This window comes from Brucella tritici (assembly GCF_902825325.1).
GTDB lineage: Bacteria > Pseudomonadota > Alphaproteobacteria > Rhizobiales > Rhizobiaceae > Brucella.
In genome coordinates, this window is record NZ_CADEAR010000031.1 from 1 (window position 1) to 17,498 (window position 17,498).

The following is a 17,498-nucleotide window of genomic DNA, read 5'->3' on the forward strand; positions in this document are numbered from 1 at the left end:
CCAGGGCAGTCGACGTGTGCATAGTGACGGTTTGCGGTTTCGTACTCGACGTGCGACGTCGAAATCGTGATACCGCGCGCCTTTTCTTCAGGCGCTGCGTCGATCTGGTCATAGGCCTTGAAGTCACCGAAGTACTTCGTGATCGCAGCCGTCAGAGACGTCTTGCCATGGTCAACGTGACCAATCGTGCCGATGTTAACGTGGGGCTTCGTACGTTCAAACTTACTCTTTGCCATTTGAGCTCTCCGTAAATTTAGCCTGCTCAGGCATTCTTTTAATTGGGAGCGTGACCCTTAGGTCACGCAAACTTCTTCTGGATTTCCTGTGCGACCGCCGTCGGAACCGGCTCATAATGGTCGAACTGCATCGTGTACTGTGCACGGCCCTGGGACATCGAACGCAGGCTGTTCACGTAGCCAAACATGTTGGCGAGCGGAACGTTTGCATTGACGACCGTGGCGATGCCGCGAGCTTCGGTGCCGGAAATCTGACCGCGACGCGAGTTCAGATCGCCGATAACGTCACCAACGTAATCTTCCGGCGTAACAACCTCGACCTTCATGATCGGCTCGAGGAGCTGTGCGCCAGCCTTCTGCGCACCTTCACGGAACGCTGCACGGGACGCGATTTCGAAGGCGAGAACAGACGAGTCAACGTCATGGTATGCGCCGTCGATCAGGGTGGCCTTCACGCCGAGCATCGGGAAGCCAGCCAGCGGGCCTGCACCCATGACGCTTTCGATACCCTTCTGGACACCCGGAATGTATTCCTTCGGAACCGAGCCGCCGACAATCTTCGATTCGAAGATGAAATCATCGCCGTCATGCGGTTCGAAGATGATCTTCACGCGAGCGAACTGACCCGAACCACCCGACTGCTTCTTGTGGGTGTAATCGATTTCAGCCTGACGGGTGATCGATTCACGGTAAGCAACCTGCGGAGCACCGACGTTGGCTTCAACCTTGAATTCGCGCTTCATGCGATCGACGAGAATGTCGAGGTGAAGTTCGCCCATGCCGGCGATGATGGTCTGACCGGATTCTTCGTCCGACTTGACGCGGAAGGAAGGATCTTCGGCAGCCAGACGATTGAGCGCGATGCCCATCTTTTCCTGGTCGGCCTTGGTCTTCGGCTCGATAGCGATCTCGATAACCGGATCCGGGAATTCCATGCGCTCGAGGATAACCGGCTTCAGCGGATCGCAGAGCGTATCGCCAGTGGTGGTTTCCTTGAGGCCAGCCAGAGCAACGATGTCGCCTGCAAAAGCTTCTTCGATGTCTTCACGGCTGTTGGAGTGCATCTGCAGCATACGGCCGATACGCTCACGCTTGCCCTTAACGGTGTTTTCGAGCGAAATGCCCTTGGTCAGCTTGCCCGAGTAAATACGAGCAAAGGTCAGCGAACCAACGAACGGATCGTTCATGATCTTGAATGCAAGCATCGAGAGCGGCGCTTCATCCGAAGATTCACGGGTGGTTTCGGTTTCCGTCTTGACGTCGATGCCCTTGATCGCAGGAACATCGGTCGGAGCCGGAAGGAATTCCACAACAGCGTCGAGAAGCGGCTGAATGCCACGGTTCTTGAACGCAGTACCGCAAAGAACCGGATGGAACTTGACGTCGATGGTACCCTTACGGATCAGAGCACGCAGCTCTGCATTCGTAGGCATGGTACCTTCGAGGTAAGCTTCCATGGCAGCTTCGTCGATTTCCACAGCCAGCTCAATGAGCTTTTCGCGGTACTCTTCAGCCTGATCCTTGAGGTGCTCAGGAACTTCACCAACGGTCGCAGCTGCGCCGATTGTGCCATCCCAGGTCAGAGCCTTCATTTCGATCAGGTCGATGACGCCTTCGAACTCGTTTTCAGCGCCGATCGGCAGCTGAACCGGAAGTGCTACTGCGCCAAGACGCGAACCGACCATTTCTACGCAACGGTAGAAATCGGCGCCGATCTTGTCCATCTTGTTGACGAAGACCATACGCGGGACGTGGTACTTTTCAGCCTGACGCCACACGGTTTCCGTCTGAGGCTCAACGCCAGCATTGGCGTCAAGCAGTGCAATTGCGCCGTCGAGAACGCGGAGCGAACGCTCAACTTCAATCGTGAAGTCAACGTGGCCCGGCGTGTCGATGATGTTGAAACGACGCTTCTTGCCATCCTGACCCTGCCAGAACGTGGTCGTGGCAGCGGACGTGATGGTGATACCGCGTTCCTGCTCCTGCTCCATCCAGTCCATGGTCGACGCACCATCGTGGGTTTCGCCGATCTTATGGTTCTTACCGGTGTAGAACAGGATACGCTCGGTCATCGTCGTCTTGCCGGCGTCGATGTGAGCCATGATACCGAAATTGCGGTAGTCTTCGATTTTATATTCGCGGGCCATGATAGTCGCTCTTTGAATAGGTTTCGACGATTACCAGCGGTAATGCGAGAAGGCGCGGTTGGCTTCAGCCATGCGGTGCGTGTCTTCACGCTTCTTCACAGCAGAACCACGGTTGTTAGCAGCGTCAAGCAGCTCACCGGAAAGACGATCGATCATCGTCGTCTCGTTACGGCCACGAGCGGCATTGATGAGCCAACGGATGGCAAGTGCCTGGCGGCGTTCTGGACGCACATCAACCGGAACCTGATAGGTTGCACCACCAACACGGCGCGAACGGACTTCGATGTGCGGAGCTACGTTGTCAAGCGCCTGATGGAACAGGGCGACCGGCTCGGACTTTGCCTTGGCTTCGATTGAATCAAGCGCACCGTAAACGATGCTTTCAGCAACCGACTTCTTGCCATGAAGCATGACTGCATTCATGAACTTCGTGATAACGAGATCGCCGAACTTCGGATCCGGATTGATCTCACGCTTCTCAGCCTTATGGCGTCTGGACATTTCGTCTCTTCTTTCAATTACATCGGGCTCAGCTCGCCATCTGGCGGCCGGTATCCCCGGAAAATCTTACTTCGGACGCTTTGCACCGTACTTCGAACGGCGCTGCTTGCGGTTCTTGACACCCTGGGTATCGAGAACGCCGCGGATGATGTGGTAACGCACACCCGGCAAGTCCTTTACACGACCGCCACGGATCATGACGACGGAGTGCTCCTGCAGGTTATGCCCTTCACCAGGGATATAACCGATAACTTCGAAGCCGTTCGTCAGACGAACCTTGGCAACCTTACGGAGAGCCGAGTTCGGCTTCTTTGGGGTCGTTGTGTAAACGCGGGTGCAAACGCCGCGCTTCTGAGGGTTTGCCTGCAGTGCAGGAACCTTATTACGCTTTACCGGCGCGATGCGCGGCTTGCGGATAAGCTGGTTTACGGTTGGCATACAACCTTCCTCTATAAAAAATCTCGTATCCACGCCCATACGGGCCGTTTCACCGCCATGCTGATGCACAAATTCGGGACAAGTCACGACAACCGGTGACCACCCCGAACAAAAGCAGAGGAAGCTGACGCTTCATGCGAACGGCAAGTTGCATTTCGATCGTAAAACGAACCCTGTTTGAGATGAACTTCAGGGCGCGTCGCCCCGAAAAAGCTTGTCTCACATCGGCTCAGATGGGGTGCTGATACGTCTTTAGCGACGTTTCGTCAAGGGCAGCGGCTCAAGTTTCTTCAACTGAAGACCCAAAACCGGCGTTTTGGTTCCGGCCGGACAGGTTATTGCGCCGCATTTGACGTCTATTCGCTAATATTTCGCGATCAAAACCGTCATTTTCCTATGCAAGCATGGCGCAGCCACTTGGTACAGGTTATTGAAGCACATCTGAGTCGAAACGCAACAGAATATTAAGGGTTTCTCAATGTCTTCCACATCCGCAACTGCTGGCGACGATTCGCCAACCGTTCACCTCGTTATCGCCGACGTCTGGAACGAAGGTGAAGAATCTCCGGTCGAAGTGCACCTGCTTTTGAAAGCTGACGAGAATGAAGACCTCGTCCAGACCGTCCTCAGCATTCTTGCTGAAGAAGGCTACCATGAAGCCGAGCTTCTTGAGATGGGCACACTAACTGAAGAGCCGGAAGAAGAACCGCACAAGAGCGCCTGGGCCACTGCGCTCACTGGCGAAGTCGCCTTGATCGAATTCGATGGCGATGACGAAGAAGAATAAATATTTTAGGTGACGCGCCAGTATGTATGGCGCGTCACTCAGCCATCCGGAATATTTTATTACTCAACTTCTCTTATATATGACGCAATCCAGGAATAAAGTGATGACGTATATTTAGTACGAAATTAAAACTATTAGGTAATTTCTTATGAGAAAATCATTATTCATTATTTCCAGTATTTTTACAGTAACTGCCGGAATTGCGCACGCTGATATTCCTGTCACCGTCCAGCAAAAACAAATTCTGGAGACCAAGCTCTCTCAATTGGGCTGCTCTGGAGGATATATGCATTTCGACCAAAGCGACAATCATTTCGAAGTCAACAACGCTACCTGCGATGGGCAGAGATTTGATCTGACGTTCAGCAGGAATTACACGCTTCTCGAAAAAGATCTTGAAGACTAAACAGCATCCCCCAAAAAGGGACGCGGTTTTCGGGTAACTTGCAAGTCAACCGAAGGCTCAAATAAGAAAGGCCGCCTCGAAAGGCGGCCTTTTTCAGTTTCGTATCTGTCGATCTTACTCGGCAGCGTTGTTGGTCATGTCGACCAGCATTGCATTGGCTTCGGCTGAACCGGAAGTCTTGCGGCGCTCGTCGATGATGAGCTCGTCGCGTGCGGTAGCAATGCGACGGATCTGGTTGGTCATGCCGCCAGTACCGGCCGGGATGAGACGGCCGACGATGACGTTTTCCTTGAGACCCTGCAGCGTGTCCATCTTGCCGGCAACCGCAGCTTCGGTAAGCACGCGGGTCGTTTCCTGGAACGACGCGGCCGAGATGAACGAAGGCGTCTGCAACGAAGCCTTGGTGATACCGAGGAGGACAGGATTGCCGGAGCCCGGCTTCTTGCCTTCTTCGATAAGACGCTCGTTAATCTCTTCCAGCTCGATGCGGTCGACGTGGTCGCCCGGAATGTAGCCAGTATCGCCGGATTCCGTGATTTCCACCTTCTGCAGCATCTGACGGACAATCACTTCGATGTGCTTGTCGTTGATCAAAACGCCCTGCAAACGATAGACTTCCTGGATTTCGTTCACGAGGTACGAAGCCAGAGCTTCGACGCCCTTGATCGCCAGAATGTCATGCGGTGCCGGGTTGCCGTCGAGGATGTACTCACCCTTTTCGATGACGTCACCGTCCTGAAGATGGAACGGCTTGCCCTTCGGAATGAGGTACTCGACCGGTTCGATCGTGTCGTCGTTCGGCTCGATGATGATGCGACGTTTGTTCTTGTAGTCGCGGCCGAAACGAACAGTACCATCGATCTCGGCGATGACGGCATGGTCCTTCGGACGACGTGCTTCGAACAGTTCCGCAACACGCGGCAGACCACCGGTGATGTCCTTGGTCTTAGCGCTTTCCATCGGCAGACGGGCGATAACGTCACCAGCCTTGACATGCGCGCCCGGTTCGACCGAAAGGATCGATTCCACGGAGAGCATGAAGCGGGCATCACCACCCTTCGACAGCTTCAGGATCTTGCCAGCCTTGTCCTTGATGACCATGGCAGGCTTGAGGTCAGAACCGCGAGGGGTCGAACGCCAGTCGATAACGACGCGCTTGGTGATACCAGTCGACTCGTCAGCCGATTCCGAAACCGAGAGACCATCGACGAGATCTTCGAACTCAACGTAGCCTTCAACTTCGGTCATGATCGGACGGGTGTACGGATCCCACTCGGCAATACGCTGGCCGCGCTTGACCGTATCGCCCTCGTCCACGAACAGACGCGAACCGTAGGTCACGCGATGGACCGCACGTTCCTTGCCCGTAGCGTCGAGGATGAGGACAGCCATGTTACGGCCCATCACCACGAGGTTGCCATCGGAGTTGCGAACCACATTGCGGTTACGCAACTTGACGGTGCCTTCGTACGAAGCTTCGAGATACGAGCTGTCAACAACCTGTGCAGTACCGCCAAGGTGGAAGGTACGCATGGTAAGCTGAGTGCCCGGCTCGCCGATCGACTGAGCAGCGATAACGCCGACGGCTTCGCCCTGGTTGACCGGGGTACCGCGTGCAAGGTCGCGACCATAGCACTTAGCGCAAACACCGTTACGGGTTTCGCAGGTCAGTGCCGAACGGATGCGGATCGACTGGATACCAGCCTTCTCGATAATCTCGACGTCCTTTTCCTCGATCATGCGGCCAGCTTCGACGATGACTTCGCCAGTGGTCGGATGCAGGATCGGATCGAGAGCCGTACGGCCCAGAACGCGCTGGCCAATCGAAGCCACGATCTGACCGGCATCGACGATCGGCTGCATGGTGAGACCGATTTCAGCGCCGCAATCGACTTCCGAAATGATCGCATCCTGTGCAACGTCAACGAGACGACGGGTCAGGTAGCCCGAGTTGGCAGTCTTCAAGGCGGTGTCTGCCAGGCCCTTACGGGCACCGTGGGTCGAGTTGAAGTACTCGTTAACGGTCAGGCCTTCCTTGAAGTTCGAAATGATCGGGGTTTCGATGATTTCACCCGACGGCTTGGCCATAAGGCCGCGCATGCCGCCAAGCTGACGCATCTGGTTGACCGAACCACGGGCACCCGAATGCGACATCATGTAGACCGAATTCATCTGCTTCTGGCGACCAGTCACCGGATCGAATTCGACGGCCTTCAGGCGCGCCATCATCTCTTCGGTGATCTTGTCGGTAGCCTTGCCCCAGGCGTCGACGACCTTGTTGTACTTTTCGCCCTGAGTGATCAGGCCGTCATTGTACTGCTGTTCGTATTCGGTCGTAAGCGCTTCGGTGTCGGCAACAATTTTCGCCTTCGTGTCCGGAATGACCATGTCATCCTTGCCGAAGGAGATGCCTGCGCGGCAGGCATGAGCGAAGCCGAGCTGCATGATGCGATCGCAGAAGATAACCGTCTCTTTCTGACCGCAATGGCGGTAGACGTGGTCGATCATCTTGGAGATGTTCTTCTTGGTCATCTCCTGATTGCAGATGTCGAAAGGCACGTTGACGTTCTTCGGCAGCAGCTCACCTGTGATCATGCGGCCAGGCGTCGTGTCGTAGATCTTCGACACAGGCTTGCCTTCGGCATCGACCGTCTTGAAACGGCCTTTGATCTTGGTGTGCAGCGTGACGACCTTGTTTTCAAGCGCATGCTGCAGCTCGCCCATATCGGCGAACATCATGCCCTCGCCCGGCTCCTTGTCTGCCACGATGGACAGATAATAGAGACCGAGAACCATGTCCTGCGAAGGAACGATGATCGGTGCGCCGTTGGCCGGGTGCAGGATGTTGTTGGTCGACATCATCAGCACGCGTGCTTCAAGCTGGGCTTCAAGCGACAGCGGAACGTGGACAGCCATCTGGTCACCGTCGAAGTCGGCGTTGAACGCCGTACAAACGAGCGGATGCAGCTGAATTGCCTTGCCTTCGATCAGGGTGGGTTCGAAGGCCTGGATGCCAAGACGGTGCAGCGTAGGCGCGCGGTTCAGAAGAACCGGATGCTCACGGATTACTTCGTCAAGGATATCCCAGACTTCCGGACGTTCCTTTTCAACCAGCTTCTTCGCCTGCTTGACGGTCGAGGAGTAACCCTTGGCGTCAAGACGTGCGTAGATGAATGGCTTGAACAGTTCGAGCGCCATCTTCTTCGGCAGGCCGCACTGGTGCAGCTTCAGTTCCGGACCGGTCACGATGACCGAACGGCCGGAATAGTCGACGCGCTTGCCGAGCAGGTTCTGACGGAAGCGACCCTGCTTGCCCTTGAGCATGTCGGACAGCGACTTCAACGGACGCTTGTTAGCACCGGTGATGACGCGACCACGACGGCCGTTGTCGAACAGCGCGTCGACAGCTTCCTGCAGCATGCGCTTTTCGTTACGGATGATGATGCCAGGCGCGCGCAGTTCGATCAGGCGCTTCAGACGGTTGTTACGGTTGATGACGCGGCGATAGAGATCGTTCAGATCCGACGTCGCGAAACGACCGCCATCCAGCGGCACGAGCGGACGTAGATCCGGCGGGATAACCGGAACGATCTTCATGATCATCCATTCCGGGCGGTTTCCCGACTCCAGGAAGTTTTCGACGATCTTCAGACGCTTCATCAGCTTCTTCTGCTTCAGGTCCGAGGTGGTCTCGGCCAGATCGACGCGCAGATCGGCGGCAATCTTTTCGAGTTCCATCGAAGCCAGAAGCTCGTAGATAGCTTCAGCACCAATAAGAGCCGTGAACTGATCTTCGCCGAATTCATCGACGGCGATCATGTATTCCTCTTCCGAAAGAAGCTGGTGCTCCTTCAGCGAGGTCAGGCCGGGCTCGGTAACAATGTAGTTCTCGAAGTACAGGACGCGCTCGATATCCTTGAGCGTCATATCCAGGAGCGTGCCGATACGGCTCGGCAGCGACTTCAGGAACCAGATGTGGGCAACCGGGGCTGCGAGTTCGATGTGGCCCATGCGCTCGCGACGAACGCGCGAGAGCGTGACTTCCACGCCGCACTTTTCGCAGATAATGCCCTTGTATTTCATACGCTTGTACTTGCCGCACAAGCATTCATAGTCCTTGATCGGGCCAAAGATGCGCGCGCAGAAGAGACCATCGCGTTCAGGCTTGAACGTGCGGTAGTTGATCGTCTCCGGCTTCTTGATCTCGCCGTATGACCAGGACAGAATCTTCTCAGGGCTGGCAATCGAGATTCTGATGGAATCGAACGTCTGTGCCGGAGCCTGAGGATTGAAAAGATTCATGACCTCTTGGTTCATGCCGTTCTCCTTGAGGGCGATCCGTCGCCCTGTGTCGTCGATGACAAGCTGAAAATCCTTGCCATCCTGAAAAGAAATCGCGGTACTACGCAGTTATGAACTGGCTTGCCGTAGTTTCGCTTCCGGCGCGGAACCGTGTCCCGCATATTCTGGAAACGATTATACAGGCGCGCCGCGGCAATACCGTGGCGCGCCCTTGAGCTTTATTCCGCTGCGTCAGGCAGGACCTGCTGCTGTTCGTCACGCGTATCGTCCAACTCGACATTGAGGCCAAGCGAACGCATTTCCTTGACGAGAACGTTGAAGCTCTCCGGAATGCCTGCTTCGAACGTGTCGTCGCCGCGCACGATCGCTTCGTAGACCTTGGTACGGCCTGCAACGTCGTCCGACTTGACGGTAAGCATTTCCTGCAGCGTGTAAGCCGCACCGTATGCTTCCAGAGCCCAGACCTCCATTTCGCCGAAGCGCTGGCCGCCGAACTGGGCCTTGCCGCCCAGAGGCTGCTGCGTAACGAGCGAGTAAGGTCCGATCGAACGAGCGTGGATCTTGTCGTCGACCAGGTGGTGGAGCTTCAACATATAGATGTAGCCCATGGTCACCTGACGGTCGAACGGCTCACCCGTACGGCCATCGTAAAGCGTCGACTGACCAGACGTTGCAAGACCCGCATCCGTCAGCATCGCGTTGATGTCGGCTTCCACCGCACCGTCGAAGACCGGCGTTGCGATCGACACGCCGCGCTTCACCTGGTTGGCCAGCATGAGGACGGAATCGTCGTCATAAGACCGGACCGGTTCGTTGCGGTCGTTGTCCGGATAGATGTGCTCCAGCGTTTCGCGCAGCGGCTCGATATTAGCCGTCTTGCGGTAAACGTCGATGAGCTCACCGATCTTCTTGCCCATGCCAGCGCATGCCCAGCCGAGGTGGGTTTCCAGAATCTGGCCCACATTCATACGGCTCGGAACGCCAAGCGGGTTCAACACGATGTCGGCATGCGTACCGTCTTCGAGGAACGGCATGTCCTCGACTGGCAGAATGCGGGAAACCACACCCTTGTTGCCGTGACGGCCAGCCATCTTGTCGCCTGGCTGGATCTTGCGCTTCACAGCGACAAAGACCTTGACCATCTTCATGACGCCTGGAGGCATCTCGTCGCCACGCTGTACCTTTTCGACCTTGTCCATGAAGCGTGCTTCGAGCAGCTTCTTGGAGTCGTCGTACTGGCTGCGAAGCGCTTCGAGTTCGCCCTGGAGCTTCTCGTCGTCGACAGCAAACTGCCACCACTGCGACCGCGGATATTCGGTCATCAGCTCACGGGTGATCGTCGAGCCCTTCTTGAAGCCCTTCGGACCCGCTGCAGCAACCTTGCCATCGATCATGTCGGCAAGACGGCCATAGACGTTGCGATCCAGGATAGCCTGTTCGTCGTCACGGTCCTTGGCGAGACGCTCGATTTCCTCGCGCTCGATAGCCATGGCGCGTTCGTCCTTTTCAACGCCGTGGCGATTGAAAACGCGAACTTCAACAATGGTACCATAGGTTCCAGGCGGCATACGCATGGAGGTGTCACGGACGTCCGATGCCTTTTCACCGAAGATGGCGCGCAGAAGCTTTTCTTCCGGCGTCATCGGGCTTTCGCCCTTCGGCGTGATCTTGCCGACAAGAATGTCGCCAGGATGCACTTCAGCACCGATGTACACGATACCGGCTTCGTCGAGGTTCTTCAGCGCTTCTTCCGACACGTTCGGAATGTCGCGGGTGATTTCCTCAGGTCCAAGCTTGGTGTCGCGGGCAGCAACTTCGAATTCTTCGATGTGGATCGAAGTGAACACGTCGTCCGAAACGATCTTTTCCGAGAGAAGGATCGAATCTTCGTAGTTGTAACCATTCCACGGCATGAACGCGACGAGCACGTTGCGGCCGAGAGCCAGATCGCCCAGATCCGTCGACGGACCGTCAGCGATGATGTCACCCTTCTGGATGGGATCGCCAACGCGCACAAGCGGACGCTGATTGATGCAGGTGTTCTGGTTCGAACGCTGGAACTTCATCAGGCGATAGATATCGACGCCCGACTTGGACGGATCGAGATCTTCGGTCGCACGGATAACGATACGCGTTGCGTCAACCTGATCGACCACACCGCCACGGCGCGCTGCAATAGCGGCACCGGAGTCACGTGCAACGACCGCTTCCATACCTGTACCGACGAACGGCGCTTCAGCGCGAACGAGCGGCACAGCCTGACGCTGCATGTTCGAACCCATGAGCGCGCGGTTGGCGTCGTCGTTTTCCAGGAACGGGATGAGAGCCGCAGCAACCGAAACAAGCTGCTTCGGCGACACGTCCATCAGATCCACGTTTTCACGCGGAGCCATCATCACTTCGCCTGCATGACGGCAGATGACGAATTCGTCAACGAAACCGCCCCGCTCGTCCAGCTCGACGTTAGCCTGCGCAACAGAGTGCTTGGCTTCTTCCATGGCCGACAGATAGACAACGTCGTTCGTTACCTTGCCGTCGACAACCTTGCGGTACGGGCTTTCGATGAAGCCGTACTTGTTGACGCGGGCAAAAGTTGCAAGCGAGTTGATCAGACCGATATTCGGGCCTTCCGGCGTTTCAATCGGGCAGATACGGCCATAGTGGGTCGGATGCACGTCGCGGACTTCGAAGCCAGCGCGCTCGCGGGTCAGACCGCCCGGTCCAAGAGCCGAGAGACGGCGCTTGTGGGTGATTTCCGAAAGCGGGTTGGTCTGATCCATGAACTGCGACAGCTGCGAGGAACCGAAGAACTCGCGCACGGCTGCAGCAGCCGGCTTCGCGTTGATCAGATCCTGCGGCATGACCGTGTCGATTTCGATCGAGGACATACGTTCCTTGATCGCACGCTCCATACGAAGCAGACCGACGCGATACTGATTTTCCATCAGCTCGCCGACCGAACGCACACGGCGGTTGCCGAGATTGTCGATGTCGTCGATTTCGCCGCGACCGTCGCGCAGTTCCACCAGCATCTTGACCACGGCCAGGATGTCTTCCTTGCGCAGAACGCGCACGGTGTCTTCCGCGTCGAGATCCAGACGCATGTTCATCTTGACGCGACCAACGGCCGAAAGGTCGTAGCGCTCAGCGTCGAAGAACAGCGAGTTGAACATCGCTTCGGCGGAATCCATCGTAGGCGGTTCGCCCGGACGCATGACGCGATAGATGTCGAACAGGGCTTCCTGACGGCTTTCGTTCTTGTCGACAGCCAGCGTGTTGCGGATGTAGCCGCCGATGTTGATATGATCGATGTCGAGGACGTTGATTTCCGTCTCGCCTGTATCGATCAGGGTCTTGAGGACCTTCTCGTCGATTTCGTCACCAGCTTCGAGATAAATCTCACCGGTTGCGTAATTGACGACATCTTCCGCAAGATACGAGCCGAACAGATCGTCTTCCGTCGCCTTGATGGCCTTGAGGCCCTTTTCAGCAAGCTGCTTGGCCGAACGGGCGGTCAGCTTCTTGCCGGCTTCGAGAACGACTTCACCGGTGTCCGCATCGATGAGATCGGAGATGATCTTCATGCCCTTGAAGCGGTCAGCCGAATACGGAATGCGCCAGTTGTCGCCGTCACGCGTATAGGTAACGGTCTTGTAGAACGTCGACAGAATGTCTTCGCCGTCCATGCCGAGAGCCATCAGCAGCGTGGTGGCCGGCAGCTTGCGGCGGCGGTCGATACGTGCGTAGACAATGTCCTTGGAATCGAATTCGATATCGAGCCACGAACCGCGATAAGGGATGACGCGAGCTGCGAACAGGAGCTTGCCCGAAGAATGGGTCTTGCCCTTGTCGTGGTCGAAGAAGACGCCCGGCGAACGGTGCATCTGCGAAACGATTACGCGCTCGGTGCCGTTGACGATGAAGGTGCCGTTGTCGGTCATGAGCGGCATATCGCCCATGTAGACATCCTGCTCCTTGATGTCCTTGATCGACTTCGCGCCGGTATCTTCGTCAATATCGAACACGATAAGACGCAGCGTCACCTTGAGTGGCGCCGAATACGTCAGATCGCGCTGACGGCATTCGTCAACGTCGAATTTTGGTGCGTCGAACTCGTAGCGAACGAATTCTAGCATCGAAGCGCCGGAGAAATCCTGAATTGGGAAAACAGACTTGAAAACCGCCTGCAAACCCTCGTCAGAACGCCCACCGGATGGTTCTTCAACCATAAGGAACTGGTCGTAAGATGCCTTCTGAACCTCGATAAGGTTCGGCATCTCGGCGACCTCTGGGATCTTGCCGAAAAATTTGCGTACGCGCTTGCGACCATTGAATGAATGGGTCTGAGCCATCGTCGCTCCTCGTTCTATAGCCTTGCGGCTTGCTCACGCCTTGCGGCCTTTATCATGCGCCGCCCTTCGGCGGTCCTTCGAGCACATGACACTTCAGATCGGCCCCTTCAGATCGGATGGATCGAAAAGGATCATGTGCAAACTTTCCAGAGCTGCCTTCCGTATCGTTACCGACACGCGGCGCTCTTAACGGGCTAAAACCCGTTTCCTGAAAGCCGTTCCGGCACTCAGGAAAAGGGTTCCAGTTATCCGACCCACCAGGAAAGTCCGGCGGGAACTGGCGGATGGGAAACCATCCGCCAGAATAGTCCGAACTTACTTGAGTTCGACCTTGGCGCCAGCAGCTTCGAGCTGTGCCTTGATCTTCTCAGCTTCGTCCTTCGAAGCGGCTTCCTTGACAGCCTTAGGAGCGCCTTCGACGAGGTCCTTGGCTTCCTTGAGGCCGAGACCGGTGATTGCGCGCACTTCCTTGATCACGTTGATCTTGTTAGCGCCGCCGTCAACGAGAACGACGTCGAATTCGGTCTTTTCTTCTGCAGCAGCAGCAGGAGCAGCGCCACCGGCAGCAGCAACTGCAACAGGAGCAGCAGCCGAAACGCCCCACTTCTCTTCGAGAAGCTTCGAAAGCTCTGCAGCTTCGAGAACGGTCAGTGCCGACAGGTCATCAACGATCTTTGCGAGATCAGCCATTTTGGTATTTCCTTAGTTTCAAGGTTTGAACAATTGACAGCGAAAAACGGCCTTACGCCGCCTCGTTCTTCCGGGCGTGCGCGCCAATAACGCGAGCGATCTGGCCCGCTGGTGCGCTGGTAAGTACTGCGAGACGCTGAGCCGGGGTCTGGATCATTCCAACCAGCTTCGCGCGCAGTTCGTCGAGCGATGGGAGCGAAGCAAGCGACTTGACGCCATCGGCGTTAAGCGTCGTTGCACCCATTGCACCACCGAGGATAACGAGCTTGTCGTTAGCCTTGGCGAATTCGACGGCTACTTTCGGAGCAGCAATCGGGTCGTTTGCATAAGCAACAACCGTCTGACCTGTAAACAGATCAGAAATGCCTTCCGATTCCGTGCCCTGAAGAGCGATCTTGGCAAGGCGGTTTTTCGCGACTTTAACGGACCCACCTGCATCGCGCATCTTCGAGCGAAGATCGCTCATCTGCGCAACAGTGAGACCGGTATAGTGGGCCACGACGACCGAACCGGACTCTTTAAAAGCGCCGTTCAGCCACGAGACAAATTCGCGTTTTTCCGCTCTATCCACTGTCTCTCTCCAGTAGGCAGGACCACATGGCCCTGCCGGGTTGCCTTTGCCGGACGAACTTCACAGTCAGCCCGACGTTCGAGGATCCTGTCCCCTTCAGCTATCCTGGAAGCCAGGCGTCACTCAAAGGCAACTACGGTTCAAACCTTGCATGCGTATTCACGCGAAACAGGGTTATTCCACGTCTCATGCAGGCCATATGTTTAAGGATTATCACCCGAAGATGATGATCCGCCTGCAATCTCGGACAGGATAACCGGACTTTCGTCCGGCTATCCGGATCTTGCGATCCGGAATTCTTGTATCGCCCTACCCTTTTCCGGGAAAGGCTTGGGCCCCGGCAAACCGGAGCCCTGAAAACTTAAGCGACGACCTTGACGGTTGCCGGATCGACCTTGACGCCAACGCCCATGGTCGAGGAAAGCGAAACGCGCTTGACGTATTCACCCTTGGCAGCCGACGGCTTTGCCTTGATGACGGCGTCAGCGAAAGCCTTGATGTTTTCTTCGAGCTTGGCATTGTCGAAGGAAACCTTGCCGATACCGGCATGGATGATACCAGCCTTCTCAACGCGGAATTCGACTGCACCGCCCTTGGAAGCAGCAACAGCGGCTGCAACGTCGGTGGTGACGGTACCAACCTTCGGGTTCGGCATCATGCCACGCGGACCAAGAACCTTACCGAGACGACCAACGAGCGGCATCATGTCCGGGGTTGCAATGCAGCGATCGAAGTCGATCTTGCCGCCATTGACGATTTCGAACAGTTCTTCCGCACCAACGATGTCGGCGCCAGCCTTCTTGGCTTCTTCAGCCTTGTCGCCGCGAGCGAAAACAGCAACGCGAACCGTACGGCCCGTGCCATTCGGCAGGTTGACGACGCCGCGGACCATCTGGTCAGCGTGGCGTGGGTCGACGCCGAGGTTCATCGCGATTTCGATGGTTTCATCGAACTTGGCGACAGCACGTTCCTTGACGAGGCCGATAGCAGCCGACAGATCGTACAGCTTGTTGCGATCGACGCCTTCACGGATCTTGTTAATGCGCTTGGAAATCTTCGCCATCGTCTCAGCCCACCACTTCCAGGCCCATCGAACGGGCAGAACCTTCGATCATGCGCATCGCTGCTTCAATATCAGCGGCGTTCAGATCCTTCATCTTCGCTTCAGCGATCGTGCGAACCTTGTCGCGGGTGATCGTGCCGGCGCTGGCCTTGCCCGGGGTCTTCGAACCGGACTTGAGGTTAGCAGCCTTCTTGAGGAAGTAGGTTACCGGAGGGGTCTTCATCACAAAAGTGAAAGACTTGTCCTGGTAATAGGTGATCACGACTGGAATCGGCGAACCCTTTTCCATTTCCTGCGAGGCAGCGTTGAACGCCTTGCAGAATTCCATGATGTTGATGCCGCGCTGACCCAGGGCCGGACCGATCGGGGGCGACGGATTGGCCGCACCTGCCGCTACCTGGAGCTTCAGCTGGCCTGCAATTTTCTTAGCCATTGCTTTCTGCCTTTATAAACTGCCGGATAATCCGGCTTTCTCGATTAATGCCGGAAAACCCGGCTCTCGACTGACGCCAGTTCAACTGGCGGGCAGTTCGGTGGTTCGGAGATCAACGACTGGCTAAGCCGCCTTCCCTTCCACCATTTTCACCCCAACCGAAACTCGGAAGGAATGAAGCCCTTGCGGGCGAAACGATCAGAGCTTGTCGACCTGACCGTATTCCAGATCCACAGGCGTTGCGCGCCCGAAGATGGAAACCTCAACCTTGAGACGCGCGCGCTCTTCGTCGACTTCCTGAACGATGCCGTTAAACGAGGCGAACGGACCATCGGAAACGCGAACGTTTTCGCCAATCTCGAAGGATACCGAAGTCTTCGGACGCTCGACGCCATCCTGAACCTGGTTCAAAATCTGATCGACTTCCTTCTGGGAAACCGGAACAGGCTTGGAATCACCAAGGAAACCAGTGACTTTCGGGGTGTTCTTAATAAGCGAGAAGACGGCATCCGTAAGGGTTGCGCGAACCAGCACGTAGCCTGGGAAGAATTTGCGCTCTGCGTCAACCTTGCGGCCGCGGCGCACTTCTACAATCTTCTCGGTCGGCACAACGATCTGCTCGATCAGTTCGGACAGACCTTTCTGCTTCGCCTTGGCCTCGATATCCTCGGCGACCTTCTTTTCGAAATTGGAATAGGCGTGAACGATGTACCAGCGCGCCGTCATCTAAAAACTCCCCAATCCTAACTTATCGACCAAGGCCGAGAATAAATTCTACGCCATAGGCCATAAGCTGGTCGGCAAGAAAAAAGAACGCGGCAGCCAGAAACGCCATGATCACCACCATAATGGTGGAGATGACCGTTTCACGCCGTGTAGGCCAGGTCACTTTCGCCGTTTCGGCGCGAACCTGCTGAAAAAAGGTGATCGGATTCGTCTTGGATGCCATCTGCCGCTCTGTCATTGATCCGGCGCTACCCTCAAGCCCTGGCCCGTCGAAACGAATCAGAAGCCTGAAGTCACGCGTATACGGCACGCAAAGCTGAAAATTCAGCCCCACGCGCCGCGTGTCTGTTGACGTTACATAGAATCGATTCCCGAAAAAAACAAGCCCAAAGGTTAAAAGAATACCATACAGGCTTATCGGAAATCCGATCCTTGCGAATATCACTCGGCGCACCATCCAATCGTGCGGCGGCGATCCTTCCCTGCCCGGCCAACAAATCCCGCAGGGAATTATCTTTTTCAACAACGTCGCTCTGCCGAAGCCTGCGCCGTCGTTGAAAAGGCAAAGCGGCATAGATTGCCGCCTAACTTTATAATATAGAAAACGGGCACCCACAGTCAAGCCATGAGCACCCGTTATAAAATGGCAGGGGCAGCAGGGTTCGAACCCGCGACCTACGGTTTTGGAGACCGTCGCTCTACCAACTGAGCTATACCCCTATGCGGCATTTAGAATGCCAGACTGGCGGCGTAACCGCCAGTCAAATCAATTACTCGATGATCGAGGAGACGATGCCTGCACCGACGGTGCGGCCGCCTTCACGGATAGCGAAGCGGAGCTTCTCT

General features: G+C 56.0%; 14 protein-coding genes, 1 tRNA gene and 1 pseudogene. 2 read left to right on the forward strand and 14 right to left on the reverse strand.

Annotated features, from left to right (window positions below):
- The 4 genes from HWX93_RS21355 to rpsL all read right to left on the reverse strand — a co-directional run.
- On the reverse strand, positions 1–236 hold a 236-nt coding region (locus HWX93_RS21355; protein WP_235969180.1), incomplete at its 3' end, for a GTP-binding protein.
- Positions 237–298: 62 nt separating this feature from the next.
- Positions 299–2,383, reverse strand: a complete 2,085-nt coding sequence (gene fusA, locus HWX93_RS21360) for an elongation factor G (protein ID WP_109989804.1) — start codon at positions 2,381–2,383, stop codon at positions 299–301.
- 30 nt (positions 2,384–2,413) lie between these two features.
- Complete coding sequence (rpsG, locus tag HWX93_RS21365; RefSeq protein ID WP_109369231.1) at positions 2,414–2,884, reverse strand: 30S ribosomal protein S7; 471 nt, start codon at positions 2,882–2,884, stop codon at positions 2,414–2,416.
- 66 nt (positions 2,885–2,950) lie between these two features.
- A complete protein-coding gene (gene rpsL, locus HWX93_RS21370) occupies positions 2,951–3,322 on the reverse strand; it encodes a 30S ribosomal protein S12 (protein ID WP_006471111.1) in 372 nt (123 codons plus the stop codon).
- 478 nt (positions 3,323–3,800) lie between these two features.
- On the opposite strand from rpsL, the gene HWX93_RS21375 reads away from it, so the two are divergent.
- Positions 3,801–4,109, forward strand: a complete 309-nt coding sequence (locus tag HWX93_RS21375) for a hypothetical protein (protein WP_109989805.1) — start codon at positions 3,801–3,803, stop codon at positions 4,107–4,109.
- Between the two features lie 148 nt (positions 4,110–4,257).
- Positions 4,258–4,515, forward strand: a complete 258-nt coding sequence (locus HWX93_RS21380; RefSeq protein WP_176038668.1) for a hypothetical protein — start codon at positions 4,258–4,260, stop codon at positions 4,513–4,515.
- Between the two features lie 114 nt (positions 4,516–4,629).
- Here the strand turns inward: HWX93_RS21380 and rpoC are convergent, their stop codons facing one another.
- From rpoC to HWX93_RS21430, 10 genes and pseudogenes are all read right to left on the reverse strand, one after another.
- Positions 4,630–8,832 carry a DNA-directed RNA polymerase subunit beta' gene (gene rpoC / locus HWX93_RS21385; protein ID WP_109989806.1) on the reverse strand — a complete coding sequence of 1,401 codons (4,203 nt, stop codon included), beginning with the start codon at positions 8,830–8,832 and terminating at the stop codon, positions 4,630–4,632.
- A 203-nt stretch (positions 8,833–9,035) separates the two neighbouring features.
- Positions 9,036–13,169 carry a DNA-directed RNA polymerase subunit beta gene (gene rpoB / locus HWX93_RS21390; RefSeq protein ID WP_109989807.1) on the reverse strand — a complete coding sequence of 1,378 codons (4,134 nt, stop codon included), beginning with the start codon at positions 13,167–13,169 and terminating at the stop codon, positions 9,036–9,038.
- A gap of 315 nt (positions 13,170–13,484) precedes the next feature.
- Positions 13,485–13,859, reverse strand: coding sequence for a 50S ribosomal protein L7/L12 (rplL, locus tag HWX93_RS21395; RefSeq protein ID WP_061346151.1), 375 nt, complete (start codon positions 13,857–13,859; stop codon positions 13,485–13,487).
- Positions 13,860–13,911: 52 nt separating this feature from the next.
- The gene (gene rplJ, locus HWX93_RS21400; RefSeq protein ID WP_010659905.1) at positions 13,912–14,430 is read right to left on the reverse strand and encodes a 50S ribosomal protein L10; all 519 of its coding nucleotides are present in this window, start codon (positions 14,428–14,430) and stop codon (positions 13,912–13,914) included.
- 361 nt (positions 14,431–14,791) lie between these two features.
- Complete coding sequence (gene rplA / locus HWX93_RS21405) at positions 14,792–15,493, reverse strand: 50S ribosomal protein L1 (protein WP_010659904.1); 702 nt, start codon at positions 15,491–15,493, stop codon at positions 14,792–14,794.
- A 4-nt stretch (positions 15,494–15,497) separates the two neighbouring features.
- Positions 15,498–15,926: a 50S ribosomal protein L11 gene (gene rplK, locus HWX93_RS21410; RefSeq protein WP_006467042.1), complete on the reverse strand. Its 429-nt coding sequence runs from the start codon at positions 15,924–15,926 to the stop codon at positions 15,498–15,500.
- 198 nt (positions 15,927–16,124) lie between these two features.
- Positions 16,125–16,652 carry a transcription termination/antitermination protein NusG gene (gene nusG, locus HWX93_RS21415; RefSeq protein WP_006467043.1) on the reverse strand — a complete coding sequence of 176 codons (528 nt, stop codon included), beginning with the start codon at positions 16,650–16,652 and terminating at the stop codon, positions 16,125–16,127.
- Between the two features lie 22 nt (positions 16,653–16,674).
- Positions 16,675–17,226, reverse strand: a complete 552-nt coding sequence (gene secE, locus HWX93_RS21420) for a preprotein translocase subunit SecE (protein WP_109989809.1) — start codon at positions 17,224–17,226, stop codon at positions 16,675–16,677.
- Between the two features lie 70 nt (positions 17,227–17,296).
- A tRNA-Trp gene (locus HWX93_RS21425) sits at positions 17,297–17,372 on the reverse strand.
- Positions 17,373–17,422: 50 nt separating this feature from the next.
- Positions 17,423–17,498: pseudogene (locus HWX93_RS21430) on the reverse strand (elongation factor Tu); the annotation flags it as partial.

What these genes read in the sequence shown, in the direction of transcription:
- rplL (WP_061346151.1), bottom strand. Translation starts at nt 13,859, where the DNA reads ATGGCTGATCTCGCAAAGATCGTTGATGACCTGTCGGCACTGACCGTT.
- rpoC (WP_109989806.1), bottom strand. Translation starts at nt 8,832, where the DNA reads ATGAACCAAGAGGTCATGAATCTTTTCAATCCTCAGGCTCCGGCACAG.
- secE (WP_109989809.1), bottom strand. Translation starts at nt 17,226, where the DNA reads ATGCCGCTTTGCCTTTTCAACGACGGCGCAGGCTTCGGCAGAGCGACG.
- rplA (WP_010659904.1), bottom strand. Translation starts at nt 15,493, where the DNA reads ATGGCGAAGATTTCCAAGCGCATTAACAAGATCCGTGAAGGCGTCGAT.
- nusG (WP_006467043.1), bottom strand. Translation starts at nt 16,652, where the DNA reads ATGACGGCGCGCTGGTACATCGTTCACGCCTATTCCAATTTCGAAAAG.
- HWX93_RS21375 (WP_109989805.1), top strand. Translation starts at nt 3,801, where the DNA reads ATGTCTTCCACATCCGCAACTGCTGGCGACGATTCGCCAACCGTTCAC.
- rpsL (WP_006471111.1), bottom strand. Translation starts at nt 3,322, where the DNA reads ATGCCAACCGTAAACCAGCTTATCCGCAAGCCGCGCATCGCGCCGGTA.
- HWX93_RS21380 (WP_176038668.1), top strand. Translation starts at nt 4,258, where the DNA reads ATGAGAAAATCATTATTCATTATTTCCAGTATTTTTACAGTAACTGCC.
- rplK (WP_006467042.1), bottom strand. Translation starts at nt 15,926, where the DNA reads ATGGCTAAGAAAATTGCAGGCCAGCTGAAGCTCCAGGTAGCGGCAGGT.
- fusA (WP_109989804.1), bottom strand. Translation starts at nt 2,383, where the DNA reads ATGGCCCGCGAATATAAAATCGAAGACTACCGCAATTTCGGTATCATG.
- rpsG (WP_109369231.1), bottom strand. Translation starts at nt 2,884, where the DNA reads ATGTCCAGACGCCATAAGGCTGAGAAGCGTGAGATCAATCCGGATCCG.
- rpoB (WP_109989807.1), bottom strand. Translation starts at nt 13,169, where the DNA reads ATGGCTCAGACCCATTCATTCAATGGTCGCAAGCGCGTACGCAAATTT.